Annotated in this window: 12 protein-coding genes and 1 pseudogene; 3 read left to right on the top strand and 10 right to left on the bottom strand. The window is 72.8% G+C overall.

All coding sequences use genetic code 11. The features are described 5' to 3' along the window. Positions 1-263: 263 nt before the first annotated feature. The 4 genes from SCK26_RS00660 to SCK26_RS00645 form a co-directional block, all read right to left on the bottom strand. Positions 264-1,859, bottom strand: a complete 1,596-nt coding sequence (locus SCK26_RS00660) for a PfaD family polyunsaturated fatty acid/polyketide biosynthesis protein (RefSeq protein ID WP_318199234.1) — start codon at positions 1,857-1,859, stop codon at positions 264-266. Continuing rightward, positions 1,856-2,128 (bottom strand): hypothetical protein, encoded by a 273-nt coding sequence (locus SCK26_RS00655; protein WP_318199233.1) that lies wholly within the window; start codon positions 2,126-2,128, stop codon positions 1,856-1,858. The genes SCK26_RS00660 and SCK26_RS00655 overlap by 4 nt, the downstream gene beginning before the upstream one ends. Next, positions 2,121-8,366 carry a polyketide synthase gene (locus SCK26_RS00650; RefSeq protein ID WP_318199232.1) on the bottom strand — a complete coding sequence of 2,082 codons (6,246 nt, stop codon included), beginning with the start codon at positions 8,364-8,366 and terminating at the stop codon, positions 2,121-2,123. The genes SCK26_RS00655 and SCK26_RS00650 overlap by 8 nt, the downstream gene beginning before the upstream one ends. Positions 8,367-8,522: 156 nt before the next feature. Further along, the gene (locus SCK26_RS00645) at positions 8,523-10,865 is read right to left on the bottom strand and encodes an MMPL family transporter (RefSeq protein ID WP_318199231.1); all 2,343 of its coding nucleotides are present in this window, start codon (positions 10,863-10,865) and stop codon (positions 8,523-8,525) included. Between the two features lie 200 nt (positions 10,866-11,065). Between SCK26_RS00645 and SCK26_RS00640 the strand changes: the two genes are divergently transcribed. Next, positions 11,066-11,662, top strand: coding sequence for a hypothetical protein (locus SCK26_RS00640; protein ID WP_318199230.1), 597 nt, complete (start codon positions 11,066-11,068; stop codon positions 11,660-11,662). Positions 11,663-11,929: 267 nt separating this feature from the next. Here the strand turns inward: SCK26_RS00640 and SCK26_RS00635 are convergent, their stop codons facing one another. The 3 genes from SCK26_RS00635 to SCK26_RS00625 all read right to left on the bottom strand — a co-directional run bounded on the left by SCK26_RS00635 (position 11,930) and on the right by SCK26_RS00625 (position 15,168). Then, positions 11,930-12,805 carry an SCO6745 family protein gene (locus SCK26_RS00635; protein WP_318199229.1) on the bottom strand — a complete coding sequence of 292 codons (876 nt, stop codon included), beginning with the start codon at positions 12,803-12,805 and terminating at the stop codon, positions 11,930-11,932. Between the two features lie 57 nt (positions 12,806-12,862). Next, complete coding sequence (locus tag SCK26_RS00630) at positions 12,863-13,753, bottom strand: fumarylacetoacetate hydrolase family protein (RefSeq protein WP_318199228.1); 891 nt, start codon at positions 13,751-13,753, stop codon at positions 12,863-12,865. Between the two features lie 305 nt (positions 13,754-14,058). Beyond that, positions 14,059-15,168 (bottom strand): epoxide hydrolase, encoded by a 1,110-nt coding sequence (locus SCK26_RS00625; RefSeq protein WP_318199227.1) that lies wholly within the window; start codon positions 15,166-15,168, stop codon positions 14,059-14,061. 94 nt (positions 15,169-15,262) lie between these two features. On the opposite strand from SCK26_RS00625, the gene SCK26_RS00620 reads away from it, so the two are divergent. Together SCK26_RS00620 and SCK26_RS00615 are read left to right on the top strand one after the other, a co-directional pair. Continuing rightward, positions 15,263-16,189 carry a LysR family transcriptional regulator gene (locus SCK26_RS00620; RefSeq protein ID WP_318199226.1) on the top strand — a complete coding sequence of 309 codons (927 nt, stop codon included), beginning with the start codon at positions 15,263-15,265 and terminating at the stop codon, positions 16,187-16,189. A 324-nt stretch (positions 16,190-16,513) separates the two neighbouring features. Further along, a pseudogene (locus SCK26_RS00615) lies at positions 16,514-16,774 on the top strand (helix-turn-helix domain-containing protein); the annotation flags it as partial. Positions 16,775-16,850: 76 nt separating this feature from the next. Here SCK26_RS00615 and SCK26_RS00610 read toward each other — a convergent pair. The 3 genes from SCK26_RS00610 to SCK26_RS00600 all read right to left on the bottom strand — a co-directional run bounded on the left by SCK26_RS00610 (position 16,851) and on the right by SCK26_RS00600 (position 18,285). Next, positions 16,851-17,273 (bottom strand): hypothetical protein, encoded by a 423-nt coding sequence (locus tag SCK26_RS00610; protein ID WP_318199225.1) that lies wholly within the window; start codon positions 17,271-17,273, stop codon positions 16,851-16,853. A 96-nt stretch (positions 17,274-17,369) separates the two neighbouring features. Then, the gene (locus tag SCK26_RS00605; protein WP_318199224.1) at positions 17,370-17,645 is read right to left on the bottom strand and encodes a hypothetical protein; all 276 of its coding nucleotides are present in this window, start codon (positions 17,643-17,645) and stop codon (positions 17,370-17,372) included. A gap of 196 nt (positions 17,646-17,841) precedes the next feature. Continuing rightward, on the bottom strand, positions 17,842-18,285 hold the full coding sequence (locus tag SCK26_RS00600; RefSeq protein ID WP_318199223.1) for a hypothetical protein: 444 nt from the start codon (positions 18,283-18,285) through the stop codon (positions 17,842-17,844). Positions 18,286-18,324 lie beyond the last annotated feature (39 nt).

Here is an 18,324-nt window from a genome sequence, read left to right as displayed (position 1 = left end):
GGCGGGCGGCACAAGCACCGTTGCAGTACTGGCCTGACCGTTCCGCAGGCCGCGGCCCGGCGATCGGACCCGCGTGGTACCAGAGCCCCTGCCCCTCCCGGCGGGCCTCGTGCCGACGGCGAGCCGGGCTCCATCTTCAGAGGTCGTCAAGCCGTGGATCACGGTGGAGTGGTACCCAGTTGTCGACTCCCTCGGGTCGGGGCGTGTTCGGGATCAGGTCGGCGGTGCGGGGGCGCGGGCTGGCCCGGTCGTCGCGGGGTCGGTCATGTCCGGGGGGATCGCGAGGCGGCAGGAACGGCTGGTGCCGGAAGCCGGGTGTGCGGGGGCGGCACGTACAGGGGGCGGCAGCGGGTCGCCTCGGCGGGCAGGGTGACGCCGTTCACGCGCAGGGTGTGGACGCGGGTGAGGAAGGCCGCGCCGTGCAGCAGGCTGGTCGCGACCGTGGCGGCGTGGCGGTGCTCCGGGCGGCTCAGTGGGGTGCCGGCGGTCCAGGCGTTGAAGGCGCCCATGGCGGGGCCGCACCAGATCTGCCAGTGTGCGGTGTGTTCCGTCTCGCCCCGTACGGCCCGGCGCGAGGCCGTGGCCAGGTACCAGCGGAACACGAGCGCCATCCGGTGTTTGGTGTCCCCCTCCGCGCGGCCGAGTTCTTGCGGGGCCCGGGCGCGCAGATACGCGGCGGTCTCCTCCCACACCTCGTTGACCGGTCGGCCCAGGACGCTTCTTTCGAGGCGGCGCACGTGGTGGGCGGGCAGGGCGTCGAGGCCGTCGTGGTCGCGGTAGAGGCGGTGGAGGTACCCGGCGTGCTGGGCGAAGCGGGTGCCGCGGGTGAGGACCTGGACCGTGCCGCCTTGCTCGAACAGGTCCGCGGCCGGGGCCATGGCCACGTCGGTGGGTCCGGCTTCGGCCAGCAGCAGCTTGACCTCGGCGGAGGTGCCTGCTTCCACGCAGGCTTGGTTGACCGAGCCGGTCACCACGTAGTCCGCGCCCGCCGCGAAGGCCGCGGCGACCGCGTACGGGGTGCCGAGGCCGCCGGCGGCTCCGATCCGTACCGGCGGGCGGCCCGGCATCGCGAGGTCGTCCCGCAGCGCCGCGATCAGGGGCAGGATCACCGTGAGCGGTCTGCGGTCGGTATGACCGCCGGAGTCGGCTTCCACGGTGATGTCGTCGGCGACGGGCACCCGGTCCGCCAGAGCGGCCTGTTCGGCGTCGATGTGCCCGGCCCGGAGCAGCTCGGCCACCATCGCGGCGGGCGCGGGGCGCAGGAAGAGCCGGGCGGTCTCCGGGCGGGACACCTTGGCGATCAGGCGGTGAGCGGAGAGCACCGCCCCTTCCCGGTCCTGGCGCAGGCCGCTGAGCCGGTAGCGCAGAAGGTCCGGTGTGAGCTGGACGAAGGCGGATGCCTCCACGCAGCGCACGCCGTGGCGCAGGCAGAGGTCGACGCAGTGCCGCTCCAGCCGGGGCGCGGTGGGGCTGTGGATGAGGTTGCAGGCGTACGGCCCGTCGCCCAGGTACCGCCGCAGTGCGGCCAGGGCGTCGTCGAGCCGGTCGGAGGTCAGGCCCGCGGCGCCGAAGGAGGCGAGGTAGCCGGCGCGGGACAGGGCGCACACGAGGTCGACGGACGCGATGCCCACGGCCATGGCCCCGGCCAGGTAGGCGGCGGTGACGCCGTGGTGGGCGCGGAAGCCGGGGGCGCCGAGGCGTTCGGCGGGCAGCGGCGGCGCGCAGGCGAGCAGGGGTCGTGCCGCGGTGGGCCCCTCGTGGGTCAGCCGGATGTCGTCCAGGGGGCCGGTGACGTAGCAAGGCCGGTGCAGGGCCTCCAGGACGGCCCGTACCTCGGCTGGGCTCTGTGGCGCGGTCACCGGTCGAGTCTGGTGCCGGCGGATTCTTCCGCCAGCAGTAGCTGGTGGCGGGCGATGGCGTCATGGGCGGCCAGCACGGCGGCGTGCGCCTGCTGGATCCGCTCGGCGAGCAGGAGGGCGTGTGTGTGCGGCGCCGGCGTCGGGGGCTGTGCGGCGGCGTGATATGGCGCTGCGCGCGCAGTGGGTGGGGCGCCCACAGCGGTCGCCGGTGCGGGAGCGCAGGCGATCAGGGTGTGCAGTGGCGTGCCGTCGAAATCCAGCTCAGACACAGCGGGCGCCTTCCGGGGTGCGAGCTCCATCGGGGACCGTAGGTGTTGGGGCCGTGGGCGCCGAAACCCGAGGCCCGGACGGGTCGGCGGCCGAGGGCCCTGTCGCGGGGGCTTGGCCGTCGGCCGGCCCGGATGCCGAAGAGCCCGTGGAGAGGGTCCGTGAGGACCGGGGCATCGCGCCGCTGTCGGCCGGAGCCGGTGGTGCCGCGGTTTCTCCCAGGCGGGACAGCAGCTCGTCGGGGGTGAGGTTGACGAGAGCCACTCCGCTCCAGCGCTGAAGGACGTCGCCGTGGGGTGTGCACGCTGTCACGGTGCAGTGGGCGCCCACGGGGGTGGTGCTCTCCAGTTCGGCGACGACGAGGAAGGGAGCGTTGTCGGGCAGCGGGGCGAACAGTTCGACCGCGCGGACACTGATCGGGGGGCAGGCCCGGTGGTGATGGGAGCGCACCAGCAGTGCCGCGGCTTGCAGGAGCAGGTCGCTCAGTCCCGGACTGAACAACGGGGTGGCGAAGGCGCCGGCGGCCAGTACGGGGTCGGGCATGCGGGCGCCGAGGACGAGTCGCTCGGGAGTGTCGGCCAGCACGTCGCGCAGGCCGGTGAGGGCGGGGCCGTGGAAGAAGAAGCCTTCCTCGTAGGCGGAGTGGAGGGGCCCGTCGAGGCGGCCCCTGGGCATTGCGAGGCGGCCCGGTGGTGCCGGGGGCTCGGGGCCCCAGAGGTAATCGGCCTCATAGCAGGGGTACGGCGAGCCGTGGGCTGCTTCGATGGTGAGGCGGGCGCCGGTGCCGTCCTCCCGCCGGACGGCGACGGCGGTGGCGAGGCCGGGCTGGCTGCCGTCGAAGTAGAGGCCTCGGCGCACGCGGAAGTCGTGGCAGGCGCGGACCCGGGTCTGCCCGCCCAGGGAGCGTTCCAGGACGTTGAGGCCCCAGCCGACGGCGGCCGTCAGCGGCAGCAGCGGGAAGCCGCCGAAGCTGTGGTCGCGCAGGACGGGTTCGTGGTGCAGGCCGCGCAGGGACCGGGTGGCACGGACGGTGCCGGGCAGGCGGTCGGTGCGCCGGACGGGGGCGGTGGTGGGGCCGATCACGGCCACGGTGTCCACGCCGGAAGCCTGCCGGGTGAGGTCGAGGAGATGGCCGCATCCCTCCTCGCGGGTGAGGACGGGTAGCCCTTGGCCGCGGAACAGGTCGGCCATGGGGGCGGCCATCCCGCCCTCCCAGGGGCCCCAGACCAGGGTGGTGACCCGGGTGGCGGACCGGGCGGCCTTGACGGCGCAGGCGTAGCGGACCAGGGACTCATTGGCCAGCGCGTAGTCGGACTGGCGGACGTTGCCCCAGTAGCCGGCGATCGAGGAGAAGACCATCAGATGGCGTAGCCGGTTCTGGTCGAGCACTCCCATGAGGTGGTGCAGGCCGGTGACTTTGGTGCCCACGACACGGGTCACGGCCTCCGGGGTCTTGTCACTCAGCGGTTTGTCGCCCAGGACACCCGCTCCGTGGACGAGTCCGGTGATGCGGGGCAGGTGCGGGGCCAGGGCCCGGCCGACGGCATCGGCGTCGAGGAGGTCGGCGCCGACGTAGTCGACGCTGATTCCGTCGGCGCGCAGCTCCGTGAGGAGTTCCGCGATCTGTTGCGTACGCGGGCCGCGGTCGCCCGGAGTGCCGGCGCCGTCGGGGGCGTCCGCCGGGGGCGGCGGGTCCGTACGGCCCAGGAGGACGAAGCCGCAGCGGTGGGCCCGGGCGAGGGCCCGTACGCACCAGGCGGTGATCCCGGAGGCGCCGCCGGACACCAGCAGGACGTCGTTTTCGGTCAGGCCGGGGGTGGCGGGGTCCTGGGGCAGGATGCTCGCGTCCGGTTCGGCGGAGAGTGCCGTGGTGCGGCGTCCGACCCGGTCGTGGCCGCTCTCGCGTACGTCGGTGGCGGTGTCGGTGAGTTCCGCGAGGAAGGAGGCGGTCGCCTCCTCGTCGGTGAGCGCGGGGTCGAGGTCGACGGCGCGGCAGAACAGCGCGGGCGCTTCCAGCGCCACGGTCTTGACCAGCCCCGCCAGGCCCCCGGCGAGGGCGGCGATGGCGTCTCCGCCCGAGCCGCGGTGTCCCAGGGCGCCGTCGAGCCGGGTGACGGTGAGGAACGCGGCCCGGCTGCCGGTGCGGACGGTGTCGTTCAGCGCCGGGCAGACGTGTTTGGCGAGCAGGACGCTGTGCTGGAGCCGCGCGATGACGATTTCCGCGGTGGTGTCCGTGTCCCGGCCGACAGGTTGCAGTACCAGGTGCGGCGGGCCGTCCGGGTGGCTGACGGCACGCAGTCCGGCGGTCAGGGCCGTCTCGCCCCAGTCGGCCAGGGTGCGCCCGCCGCCCGAGGCGGTGGTGCCGGGCAGGCCCAGGCGGTGTACCCGCCATCCGCGGAGGTGCAGCGCGTTGCCGAGCGTCGTGGCGAGGGCGCTGCCGTCGTCGACGAGCAGGGCGCGGGGGGCGTCGGGGAACAGGGTGTCGCACGTGTCGGGTGCGGGCAGGGGGCGCAGGGTGACATAGGTGCGCGCGGCCGGGGGCGGACCGCCGCTTTCCGGCATGAGGCCCCAGGTGAGGTCGCTGGCTCCCCTGGCGGCCAGGACCGACCGGAACTTGTCACTCATCTCGCCGACCGTGCGCGCCGAGCTGAACTCGAACAGCTGCTCCCGGCTGATGACGGGGTACCGCTGCCAGACGGCGGAGGCGATCTCGACCTGCTTGAGCGAGCCGATGCCCAGGTCCTCCTGGATGTAGAGGTCCGGTTCGAGTTGGTGTGCGTCGTAGCCGGTGTGTTCGGCGATGATGTCCAAAAAGGTCCGCTCGACCTCGGCCGGGCTGAGTTCGTCCAGGTCCGAGGGGGCGCCGGTGGCGGCCGGGCCCATCGGTCCGGTGCCGTCGCGCGGGGAGCGTACGGCCGCCCAGCGGTCGCCGGAGCCGCCGTCGGCGGGTTTGCGGCCCGCCGGGATGGGGGCGGCGGAGGCCGTGGGTTCACCGGGTGTGGGGCAGACCTGGGGCTCCTCCGGTGCGGTGGTGCCTGGTGCGGCAGCCGGGACGCCGGGGCCGGCGGCGGTCGGCGGCAGCGCGGTGGGCGGGGCGCCGGCGGCCGGGGTGAGCAGGGCGGTGACCACCTCACCCGCCCGGGTGTGCGCCTCCCCGACGGCCAGGCCGTGCCGGGAGAGGGCCTGGACGGCTTCGACGAGGGGTGCCGTCTCGCCGCCGCCGCGGACCGCGGTGTCCAGCAGCCGGGTGAGTTCCCGCGCGGTGTGCAACTGGCCGTCGAGGAAGCGCACATGGGCGTTGAGGTGTGAGGCCGCCGCCTCGGCGAGCGCGGCATGCGTGCCCGGCGCCGGCGTGAGGGATGGCGACGGCGGATCGGCGGGCGCGGCTGGAAGCGCGGGCGGGGCCGGCGGCGCGACCGGTGAGGGGGCCGCGGCTGCCCGGCCCGGCAGGCCCTCGAGGCCGGCCTGGCGGGTGGCCTGGAAGGCGAAGTTGGGGCCGTGCAGGGTACGGGCGACCGTGGACTCGGCGTCGGGGGCCGGGGGCGGCGGCGCGTCGTAGCGGTTGATCCCGGCCAGGGGCAGACCGAACACGGCCAGGCTCAGGGCCGCGGACTTCAGGGCGGCCGCCGAGTCGCCGGTGCGGTCGGCCGCGTCGCAGGAGACGATCCGGACGGGCTGCCCGGCCAGGGTGCGCCGGACCAGTCCGGCGAGGATGCGCCGGGGCCCGAACTCCACGAACACCGTGACACCGTCGTCATGCAGCTCGCGCAGGCGGGCCGCGAAGTCGACGGGCGCGGTGAGCTGGTCCACCAGGGTCGCGCGATCGGCGTCGCCGTTCTCGCCGTACCGCGCCCCGTCCGCCCCGGCGCGGACGGTGACGGTGGGAGCGGCGAACGGAACCGCGGCGCAGGCGTCGGCGAAGGGCGCCCGGGCCCGGGCGACGAGCGGGGTGTGAAAGGCGGCGGCCACCGGCAGGCGCAGCGCCCCGACGCCGGCGGTCCGGCAGGAGTCCAGGAACGCCTCGACGGCGGGAGTGGGACCGGCCACCACCTGCTCGTCGGGTGCGTTGGCGTTGGCGATCCGCACGTCCGGGTGGCCGTCGAGCAGGTCCCGTACGCGCTGCGGGCAAGCGTGGACGGCGGCCATGGCACCGGCGTCGGTGTCTTTGCCCGCGATCGCGGCCAGGGCGGTGCCGCGCGCATGGGCGACGGCAAGGAATCCGGCGCGGTCCAGGACACCCGCGGTATGCAGGGCGGTGACCTCGCCGAAGCTGTGACCGAGGACGGCGTGCGGGGTGAAGCCCAGCTCGTTCAGGTAGTCCCACTGGCCCAGCGACAGGGCACCCACGGCCAGTTGTGCGTGGTCGGGGCGGCACAGGCGGTTCCCGGCGGCGCGTTCGCGTTCGGCGGTGGGCGGTGGGAAGACGGCGTCCGCCAGGGTGTCGTCGGCGGCGCACACGGCGTTGGCGTCGTCGAAGGCGCGGCGCACCGGGGGAACGGCGAGGGCGGCGGCGGCGCCCATGCCGACGTACTGGCTGCCCTGCCCGGCGAACAGGGCGGCGACGCGCGTGGTGTCGGGCAGCGCGCGGCGCCGGTACCAGATGCCCTCCGGGTGCTCCCACTCGTCCTGCTCGGGCACGGCGCGCAGGTGTCGTACCGTGGCGTCGAGCAGGTCGCCGTAGCGGTCCTCGGTGGGGCAGACGAAGCCGGCACGGGCGTGCCCGGCGGGTGCGGGTTCCTGGCTCGCCGGTCGGCCGGACATCAGGTCGGCGAGCAGCTGCCCGGGGGTGGGTGCGTGCCACAGGTGGGCGACGGGCAGTTCGTGGGCGGCCGGGGCAGGCCGCGGGGCTCCGTCGGGGAGGTGCTCCTCCAGCACGGCGTGGTAGTTGATGCCGCCGAAGCCGAACGCGGAGACACCGGCACGTCGGGCGGGCCGGCCGGGGTCACGGATCCAGGGCCGGGCACGGGTGCTGAGGTACAGCGGGGTGTCCGCGCGGGTCAGGGCGGCCGTGGGGGTGGTGACCCCGATGGTGGGGGGCAGCACCTTGTGGTGCAGGGCGAGCGCCGCCTTGATGAGGCCGGCCGCGCCGGCCGCCGCCTTGGTGTGTCCCATCTGGGACTTGACGCTGCCGAGGGCGACGCTGGCGGGGCGGGCGCCGGAGGACATGAGGGTGTCGAGCGCCTCGATCTCGACGGCGTCCCCGACCGGGGTTCCGGTCCCGTGGGCCTCGATGAGGCCGACGCTGTGCGGCGGGCAGCCGGCGTCCTCGTAGGCGGCGTGCAGGGCCCGCAACTGGCCCTGGCCGCAGGGCGCGTAGATGCTCTTGGCGCGTCCGTCGCTGGAACTGCCCAGGCCCCGCAGTACGGCGTAGATCCGGTCGCCGTCGCGTTCGGCGTCGGCGAGCCGCTTGAGGACCAGCATGCCCAGGCCCTCACCCAGCAGGGTGCCGTCACCGTCGGCGTCGAACGGGCGCACCCGGCCGCTCGGGGACAGCGCCGGAGTCTTGCTGAAGCACATGAAGGTCAGCAGGCTGTTGTCGGCGTCGGCGCCGCCGGTGATCATCACATCGGCGCGGCGTGCGAGGAGTTCGTCGGCGGCGGCGCGCACGGCGGCCAGGGAACTGGCGCACGCGGCGTCCACGGTGTGGTTGACCGCGCCCAGGTCGAAACGGTTGGCGATACGGCCGGAGACGATGTTGCCGAGGGTGCCGGGAAAGGAGTCCTCGGTCCACTGCGGCAGGCTCTCGAGGAACGCGGTGGTGAGAGTGTCGACATCACCCGGGGTCAGACCGCAGCGCAGCGCCACCTCCCGTACATGGGGGACCCAGAGCCGGGCGGCGAGCGGGATGAGGGTGGAGTTGACGCCGCACACGCCGAGGACGACACCGGTGCGGGCGGGGTCGTGCCACCGGTCGCGTCCGCGGGCGGCGTCGCGCAGTGCCTCCTGGGCGACCCGCAGTCCCAGCAGTTGCACCAGGCCCACGGAGTCCACGCTGCGCGGTGGCATTCCGGAGGCGAGGGGGTCGAACCGCTGCGGGGCGAGGAAGCCGCCGCGCCGCGCGTAGACCTTGTCCGGGGCGAAGATGTCCGGGTCGTAGTTCTCCTCGGCGTCCCACCAGGCATCGGGCACTTCGCCGATGCAGTCCCGGCCGGCCACCACCGAGCGCCAGAAGCCCCGCAGATCGTCCGAGCCGGGGAACATGCAGCCCAGGCCGATGACGGCCAGGGGATCGTTCGCCATACGGCGGTCGGTATCGGTCATGACCGGGTGTACCTCGCTTCGCGGCGTCGAGTGCGGGGACGGGTCGGCCCGGGCGACAAGGCCGTTCGGTACCGCTGCCTTCAACGACGATTCCCGTCGCCGATCACGCGCGGTGGGGGCTAGTGAGGGCGCGAATCACCTGGTCGGCGGAGCGTAAGGCCCCTGCCCGGTGGTGCCGGCCCGCTCGGGTGCGGACGCGGGTGGGGACGGCTGCGGCGGCAGCGACGCGTCAGGGGCCGCGGTCCGGTGCCATGCGTCCAGGCCCAGCCGCCCTCGCAGACGCGCCAATCCGCGTGGGGCCCACCAGTTGGCCGCTCCGGTCAGGACCATCAGGGCCGGTACCAGGACGCCGCGCACCACGGTCGCGTCGACCAGGACCGCCAAGGCCAGGCCGCAGCCCAGGAGCTTGAGCAGGGTGATGCCGGAACCGGCCAGCGGCACCAGGGCGACCGCGACCACGGCCGCCGCGGCGGTGACCACCCGGCCGGTGGAGGCGACCGCGCCGAGCACGGCGGCGCGGTGGTCGCCGTGCCGGCGGTAGCCCTCCTCGATCCGGGACACCAGGAAGAGTTCGTAGTCGACCGACAGCGCGAAGGCCACCGCGAACATGAGCACCGGCACCGATGTCTCCAGCTCTCCGGTGACGGTGAAATCGCCCAGCAGGCCGCGTAGATGGCCGTCCTGGAACACGAACACCATGGCCCCGAAGGAGGCTCCGAGGCTCACCACGCCGGTCAGTACGGCCTTGAGCGGGACGAGGACGGAGCCGGTGAACAGGAAAAGCAGCAACAGCACACTGGCCACGATCAGGGAGCCCGCGAGAGGCAGTGTGCCGAGCACGGCGTCCTGGGTGTCGAGGACACGGGCGGGCCGACCGGTGACGCGCGCTCCGCCGCCCGGCGCCGGCAGGGCCCGCAATCGCTCGACGAGTCCGCGGTCGTGATCCGGCCCCCGCGCGGGCAGCACGGCCAGCCAGCTGGCGCCCTCGGCGACGAACGGCAGCGAGTCGGGCCCGGCTTGTTCGACCTGACGCCCCTTGCGGTAGGTGCCCGTACCGGTGGCCACCTCCCGCACGCCACCGAGCGCGGACACCCGCGCCGCGTACGCGTCGAGCCGGTCCGCCTGCTCCAGCGCGTCGACACGGGGCAGGACGACGGCGAGCGTGCGGTTCCAGGGCATGTCGAACTCCGCCTCGATACGCCGGGCGGTGGCGTGCGACTCCACGGACGGGGGCAGCACCCGCTCGTCGGTGGCGCCGAACCGCACGTGCGCGAACGGCAGTCCCAAGGCCGACAGAAGGACCACCGCGCCGAGAACCGCCGGCAGGGGCCGCCCGGTCGCGGTCCGGGCGATCCGCGTCCAGAGCACGGCACCGTCTTTCGGGCCGCGCCGCAGCCGGGCGAACAGGTCGCCGGACACGAGGCGGTCTCCCAGCAGCACGAGCAGGGCCGGCAGCACCAGGACGGTCGCCAGCGCGGCGCACACCACCACACTCATCCCGGCCACGCTGAGGGAACGCAGGAACCCGACGGGGAACAACAGCAGCGTGCTCAGGCACAGCACCACGGTCGCCGCCGAGTAGCGCACGCAGCGCCCCACAGTGCGCAGTGCCACGACGACGCACTCGGCCGCATCCGCACGCACCCTGCGCTCCTCGCGGTACCGGGTGACCACGAACAGGGCGTAGTCCACGGCCAGTCCGAAACCGAGCGCCGTGGTCACGTTCGCGGCGAACACCGACACCGGCATGAACAGCATCGCGAAGCGCAGCACGGCGAAGGTCCCGGCCACCGCGAGCGCACCGACCAGCACGGGCAGCAGCGCGGCGGTCACCGAACCGAACGCGACCAGCAGCACCAGACCCGTCAGGGGAACCCCGACCAGCTCGGCACGGATCAGCTCCGTCCGGCTGAGCCGGGTGGCCTGCGCCATGACCCAAGCCGTTCCGGTGGCGCTGACCTGGACTCCCGGCCGGTGCCGGGTGAGGTGCGGGACGAGCGTCGCGGCGGTGCGCGCGGCCTCGTTCTCGTCACCTCGCAGGTCGAGGGTGATCAAAGCGGAGCGGCGGTCACCGGACAGCAGCCGTCCCTGTCCCGTCGTCCAGTACGACAGCACCTCGCGCACGCCGGGGCGGCTCGCCGCCTCACGCGTCAGATCCCGCCCGAGTGCGGCGGCCCTCGCATCGGTGGCCCGTCCCGGGAAGCGCACCCGCAGGACGACGTCCGGCACAGGCGCGTCGAAGCGGCGCGCCAGCTCCGACTCGGCGCGAGCGGCTTCGGTTCCCGGGGCGATGTAGCCGCCGCTGGAGAAGGAGGAGGTGCCACCGACGGCGGCCAGCACGCACAGCAGCCCGATCAACGCCGCCGCGCACATCACCGGCCAGGGCCGGGCAACGGCCCGCCGGACGCAGACCTCGGACCACGGCGTCCGGGCACGGGCGGACGGGACGCCGGCTGACGGCTGGGTTCGCTGGGGCATGCGGCCTCTTCTCGGGGCGGGGACGGCGCCGACGGATTCACACGGCTCTGCCGACGCCCAACGACTCATGGGCCGAACAAGTGACGAAAACCTGCTCAACACGCTGACAACGCAACAAAGTCACTAGTTTTAGGCAGAGCGGAAACAAGCGGACCTGATCGTCTTCACCGCCTCGTACGACGCCTCGAAGGAGCACACCGATGACCCGTGGAATCCGAACCGAACGCCACCCGGCCCGCGCCCTGATGGCAGCGGTGGCCACGATGCTGGCCGTCAGCCTCACCGGTCCGGCGGCCACCGCCGCCCCGGACACGGCACCCGCGAACCGCGCGACGGCCACCCTCCGCTGCTCGATGCGTACCACCGCGCCGGTCACTTTCTCCCCGGCGGTCTCCGCCGGCCCACGCACCGTGACGGCACGCGGCACCGTCAACCTGAACGAGTGCACCTCCCCGAACGGCCGCCGGAAGAACATCCGCTCCGGCACCCTGACCGTACGCGGCAGCGGCCGGGCCACCTGTACGCGCGTCACCGGCGTCCGTGGCTCGGCCACCATCACCTGGTACTCCGGGCCGGGACGAACCGGACGGGTCGTGGGACGCTCGTCCGTGACGCCCGCAGCGGCCGGCGTGGGCGGCTACACACCGCTCGACTCGTTCCTCAGCGGCCGCATCACCTCGGGACCGATGGCCGGTCAGCACATCGCTGGCCGGGCAGCGCCCACCACCAACGTCAGCTCCTGCCACGGGCGGGGACTGAGCAGTGTGGGCCTGCGCGGAACCGCCACCGTGAGCTAGCGCCCTGAGCCGGCGCGGACCGCCGCCGGACTGCCGTACATCGGCGCGGACCGTCCTCGGACTGCCGTACATCGGCGCGGACCGGAAATCCCGCCGCAATCGGCGACGGAGCCCGACGGGCCCTGGGAGAGCCCGGAGGGCCGCGATCGCTGGGCCATCGGCCCTCGCACCCGGTCCAGCCCCCCAGTGTCACCCCGCGCTGCCTGCCCGCGCGTCGCGGCCGCACGCGGACGGGGCCTGCCTGACGGCCTCTGCGGCGGTGGACCGCTAGTCTCCCATCTCCACGCGGAAGGGGTATGTCCCGGCCGCGGTGAACGCGTCGTGGATCGGCAGGACGAGCGAAGTGAGGCGGCGGACCCCCGTGTCGCCGATCGGCGTCCACAACGCGGCGCAGAGCTCGTCGGTCTCGACCTCGATCCGCTCGCGCGCCGTGATGCCGGCATCGGTAGCGGTGCCGTCGGCGTCGAGCCAGCCGCGGGCGGCGAGACGTGTGGTCGCCGCAGCCACCTCCTCGTCGTCCCACAGCCGGGTGGCACGCGCGATCGCTTCCGGGAAGTGACCTGTCGCGGTTTGCAGAACGTTGCAGTCACACGGCCCGAGGCCGTTGGCGGCGAGCACGGTGATATGCGCGTCGCCGCGCCACTCGCGCAGCACCGTGATCTGCTGCCACAGCGCGACGAGCGGAGCGGCGGGAAGGGGGACCGAGGCGTTGGCGGCAGCCATCGGCTTCCCGGCGTAGTCGGCGCTCGCGACGACCGGGTCGATCAGCGATCGCGCCTCCGCGACCTGATCGGCGGTGAGGTTCACGTCGACGCGCCGCAACGCACGGCCGACGGCCGCGAAGCGAGCGGCCTGCCACTCCTTCGGCGTCGCGGTGTCCCATACGCCTGTCATCGCCCGCACCGACCGCGGGCTGAAGTTGTAGAAGACCGCGAGGGTGACCTGCCACGGTACGGCACCCATCGGGGCTGACCGGAACGCGCAGTACGCCGGTGCGTACTCGGTTACGCCCAGCCTGGCGGCCTCTTCCGGTGCCTCGGGGACGAAGTAGACGAACAGGTGGGTCGCGTTGATGGCGAGGCTGACCTCGCGGACGGCGTCGAGGTCCATGTCGGCGCGAGCGAAGGTGCCGGCGAGATGCATCGTCGTGGTCTCCTGGCAAGTGGAAGGATCGAAATCGGCTGTGGTGTATCGGGTACGTCAGGACGGCTCCGGAGCCGTGATCCGTGCGGAGATCGCGCCGAGTTCCCGCACTTCGATCCGGACCGTGTCTCCCGGTGTCAGGTAGGGGCGGTGGCCGGACAGCTCCTGGATGCAGCCGGTGCCCACGGGGCCGCTGGCGATGATGTCACCGGCTCGCAGTGTGGTACCGCGCGACGCGTGCGCCAGCATCTCGCCGAACGACCAGTGGATCTCGTCCCAGCTGCCGCCGCCGTAATGCTCGTCGTTGACGTATCCGTCCATCCGCAACGCATAGCCCTTGCCCGAGCGGTAGGGCTCCAGTTCGTCGGCGGTGACGAGGAACGGGCCGAGGCTGGTCGAGGCGTCCTTGCTCTTGGACGGGCCGTACACGAACCCCATCTCGCTCGCCGAGATATCGCGTGCGCTCCAGTCGCAGTAGACCAGGTAGCCGGCGATGTGGTTCTCCGCCGCGGCGGCGTCGAGGTTCGAGCAGTTCCCGGCGATCACCGCGGCGACCTCGACCTCGTAGTCCCACAACCGGGCTCCCGGGGCGATGGGGACCTCGTCGTACGGTCCCTTGATCGCCGCCGGGTTGGAGAAGTAGAAGAGCGGATATTCGTACCAGACTGGACTGACCGTGCCGTCGCCGACGGCTGCCTTGCCCGCGTTGCTGATGTGACGTTCGAATGCGGCGAAGTCGCGGACCGCCGGGGGCACCGGTATCGGCGCCAGCAGGTCGGCCGTAGCCAGCTCGACGGTCTCAGTCGGTTCCCTGGTCGCGGCGGCCTCCAGCCCGCCTTCGGCGCGCAGCAGCTCCAACAGGTCCCCGCCCATGGCGTGGATCTTGTTGTCGTGCACCACACCGCAGCGCGTGGAGCCGTCGGCGGATCGGTAGCTGACCCATCTCATCGGGCGGGCACCTCTCGGGTGTAGTCGTGGAGCCGCCGTACGCCGGCCGGGGAGGACGCCTGAGGGTCCAGCGGGACGGCGACCCCCTCGCTCACGGCCACGGGGGCCCGGGGTGCCGGAATCCGGGAACGGCAGGATCTCCTCGCTTCCGGTCTGGATCATCGCGGTGAGGCCGTGATTCCGCGTCCGCTGCTGAAGGCCGCCCCGCCGTGGAGGCGCGGAACGCCCGGCACCGCCGAAGTCGGGCACGACCGGATCGGCGGCGCGCCCGGTGCCGTCCGTGCCCCCGGTGATCACGACCGTCTTCACGCGGCCACCGTCCGAGCGAACTTGACGATCTCCTCGACGAACAGCTCGGGTTGCTCCAGGGCGGCGAAGTGGCCGCCCGCGGGAATGTCGTCGTTGAAGTAGCGCAGGTCGTGATAGGCGCGTTCGGCCCAGATGCGCGGGGTACGCGTCAGTTCGTCCGGGAAGACGCTGACCCCGACAGGAAGGTCAACCTCGGTCAGAGCGAGTGGCTGCCGGGCGTACTCCCAGTACAGGCGGGCCGAGGAAGCAGCGGTGCCGGTGAACCAGTACAGGGAGATGTGGTCGAGGATCTCATCGGGGGTGAGGGCGCCGGGCCGGGCCCAGTCGTGGAACTTCTCGTAGATCCAGGCGGCCTGCCCGGCCGGGGAATCGGTCAGGGCGTAGCCGATGGTCTGCGGCCGGGTGCGCTGCACTACGTGGTATCCGGAATGGGCCGCGGAGAAGAGGCTGCCCTGCTGGAGTGCGGCCTTCTCCTCAGGGGTCGGATCATCGCCGACCGGCGGTGCGGCCAGGAACTCAGGGAAGTTGACGTGGATCGCACGCAGGCCCGCCGGGCGCTGTGCCCCCATGCGGGTCGCGACGACGCCGCCCCAGTCGCCCCCTTGCGCCAGGTAGGAGTCGTAGCCGAGACGCCGCATGAGCACGCCGTACGCGCGGGCGATCCGGTCCGGGTCCCAGCCTGTCGAGGTGGGCTGGTCGGAGAAGCCGTAGCCGGGCATCGAGGGGACGACGAGGTGGAAGCCGTGCCCGGTGAGCGGGCCGACGGTCTTGAGGAACTCCAGGAACGAGCCCGGCCATCCATGCAGCAGCAACAGCGGGGTGGCGTCGGGGCGCGGCGAGCGTACGTGCATGAAGTGGAGGCCGAGACCGTCGATGGTGGTACGGAACTGGCCCAGTTCGTTGAGCCGCCGCTCCAGAACGCGCCAGTCGTACCCGGTGGCCCAGTACTCCAGCAACTCCTCGAGGCACTCCCGCCGCATCCCCTGGCTACTGTCCGGCGCCGTCTCCCGGCCGGCAAGGCGTACCCGACGGAGCCGGTCCTTCAGATCCTCCAGGGCGCTGTCCGGAATGTCGATACGAAACGGTGTCACGCGGTCCGATGTCATGGTCACCACGGTGAGGCCGCGATGAGCGCGCGGTCCAATGATTGTTCCTGTACATGTAATACGTTCCGCGTATAACACCAGCTAGGTTGGAGCAATGCCCGAACGTTTCCCCGTACCCGTGGACCTGGACCTCCGGCTCGTGCAGTGCTTCACGGTGGTCGCCGAGCACCAGCACTTCGCCCGTGCCGCCGAGGCGCTGCACACCACCCAGCCGTCGCTGAGCCGGCAGATCCGCCGCCTCGAACAGCAGGTGGGCGTCCGCCTGCTCGACCGCACCACGCGCGGCACCCGGCTCAGCGAGGCCGGCGAGGTGTTCCTGCCCCAAGCCAAGGAGCTGCTGCGCTCCGCGGTCGAGGCGATGGCCCGCGCCCGGGCCGCGGCCCGGCCCAGCAGCATCACCATCGGCTACAGCAAGGGGCTGGTCATCACCGCGGCGGTGCGGGCCCTGAGGGAGGGCGATCCCGATGCCGAGGTCCACACCCGTCTGCTCGCCTGGAACGACTCCCGCAGCGCGCTGCTGGAGCACCGCGTCGACGCGGTGGTGACGCGGCTGCCGTTCCCCACCGACCGGCTGCGCGTCACCGTCCTCTACGACGAACCGCGCGTGCTGGTCGTACCCCGCGACCACCGTCTGGCCGGCAAGGAGTCGGTCACCCTCGACGACATCGCCGACGAGCCTATCCCTCATGTACGCCAGTCCGACCCTCTGCTGAACGCCTACTGGCGGCTCGATCCTCGGCCCGACGGGCGGCCCGCGCCCGACGGGCCACTGGCCGAGGCCCTTGAGGACAAACACGAACTCATCGCCGCCGGGCAGGCCGTGGCCATCGGGCCGCCCCTCGACCATGCGACCGGCCTGCACCCCAGCCTCACCACCGTCCCGTTGCACGGGGTCGAACCGAGCCAGGTCGTGCTCGCCACCCGCACCGGGGACCGCAGCCGTCTGGTCACCGCTTTCCGCAGGCATGCCGAAGCCCTGCTCACCGGAACCCACCGGACTGGATCCATCCGCACGTCCTGATGAGCGGCAGCTCCACCCGCTCACACAAGCGGTCACGGCCCGTGCCCGATCCCCCACCACGGCGCCCCACGAGGTCGGCGGTCTCCTCGGCGGATGTCTTGCGCACGCGGGAGCCCTGTGGAACTTTTCGCTCACGGCGCTCACTGAGCGCTGGCCCGCGGAAGGCTGGTGAGCCCGGCGCGGGCTGCGGCCGGGGCACGTGCGACGCCGGTGACCGGTCGACGGCCACCGCGACCGTGATCCTCGGCGCCAGAGCCTGCCCCCATGCCGTCGCGGAGGCTGTCGGCACACGCCGTCAAAGGGCCGCCACACCGGGCGGGCGGACTCGGCACCCTCGGCTCGCTCACCACGGCACGCGGCGGCGCCGACCCGCTCCTCGACACGCTCACCGCCTACTTCGACTCCGGCTGCGTCGCCGCCGAGGCCGCCCGCCGCCTGTCCCTCAGCGTCCGGGCCATGACCTACCGCCTGGAACGCATCCACAAACTCACCGGCGCCAACCCGGCCGACCCGGCCCACCGCTACATGCTGCAGACCGCGGTCATCGGCGCCCGGCTGCTGGACTGGCCGGCCAAGGAGCTGTGACCCGGAGACCGGAGGGACAAGTCGCGCCCGTGGACGGCCCCGGCCGGGTCATGCCCATCACCACCGGCCCGCCCGGTCAGCGGCTGCCGTGGTCACGGGCGTAAGCGGCGAAAATCTGCTGCCGCGTACCGCCGATGTGCAGGAACCGCTCGTCGAGCACGGTGGCGAGGTCGTCCAAGGAAGTGGCGAGCACGGCCGCGGCACACCGGGCGCCGGGGTGCCCCCTACGCGTCGCTTCCTGGGCGAGGTGGGCGGCGTAACCGAGGGTGAGGGCGAACGAGGTGTCACCCGCGCCGTCATAGAAGTAGTTGGAGTCCGGGTACTGGAGGAAGTCCACGCAGGTACGGGCGATGTCGGCGGCGAGCCGGCCGAGGAACGCCACGCTCGCGTCCGAGTCGGTCAGCCCGGCCGCCCGATGGGAGCGGCGCAGTTGCGAGATGCGCAGTGCCGGCGCCCGCCGCCGGGCCGGAGCAGGATAGATGCCGAGGATCCAGGACACCGTGGCGGTCAGCAGCGCAAGGAGAGTGCGAGTTCGACTCTCGTCACCCGCTCTCCAAAGAAGGCGCAGGTCAGAGACCTGGGGTTCGTTTGTTATCTAGTCCGATCCGAGGGTGAAGTGGCCCTGCGTCCTCCAGTCGGCAGGAAAGGCGGCTGCGCTGAAGTCGCGACGGGACAGCTGCTGGCCCCTGGTCCTGTCCGTTGAGCGTGGCGACACGTGATTGCCCTGATCCGCGCAGGGCGCGGCGCCCGCGGTCGAGTACGGGTACTCATGCGCGCCGGCATTCACTTCGAGCCCGTAGCCGTATACCGAGTCCAGCGCGAGCCAGGCGGCCTCCAGCAGGAACAGCGGGATGGCGAAGGCGAGGTTCACGCCCAAGGCGTGTCCGGCCGCACAGCACGACTGGGACCGCCGCCACACCCCCTCATCCGGATGCGTCCGCTACAGCGCGAACTGCGAGCACGCCAGGATCCACTACAACCCCGTTGGGTGGGCTCCACGCCGCGACTCGACGCCCGTCACGGCACTGTGCCCCGGTGATCCGGTTGGAGACATCGCCGTCGGCGTGTCATCGCCGGGTGGGCTCCAGCTGGTAGGAGGCGAGGGCCCAGATCACGAAGACGTCGATGGCCATGACGATGATCGACCACAGCGGCTGGTACGGCAGGAACAGGAACTGCGCGATCAGGCTCAGCGACGCCAGCGCGATGCCGACGGGGCGGGCCCAGGAGGCGCGGGAGAGGATGCCCCAGCCCGTGATGGCGGCGATGACGCCGAGGATCAGCAGGATCCAGCCCCAGCCGGTGAGGTTGATCTTGTAGACATAGTCGCCGATGCGGGCGTAGACGTCGTCCTTGGCGATCGCGGAGATGCCCTGGAAGATCGCCAGAATGCCGTTGACGAGCAGCAGGACGCCGGCGAAGGTGGCGCCGCCGGTGGCCAAGGCGCTGTGTCCGGTGGGGGGCGGGCCGTAACCGCCGGACGGCGCTCCCGGGTGAGGTTGTGCGGACATGGTCGCGCTCCGTTCTCCCGTGGCGGGCGACGATCAGGC

It is taken from the genome of Streptomyces sp. SCL15-4 (assembly GCF_033366695.1).
In the GTDB taxonomy this organism is placed as follows: domain Bacteria; phylum Actinomycetota; class Actinomycetes; order Streptomycetales; family Streptomycetaceae; genus Streptomyces.
The sequence above is the reverse complement of the archived record's forward strand: the minus strand, read 5'-3'. Positions and strand labels throughout refer to the sequence as shown.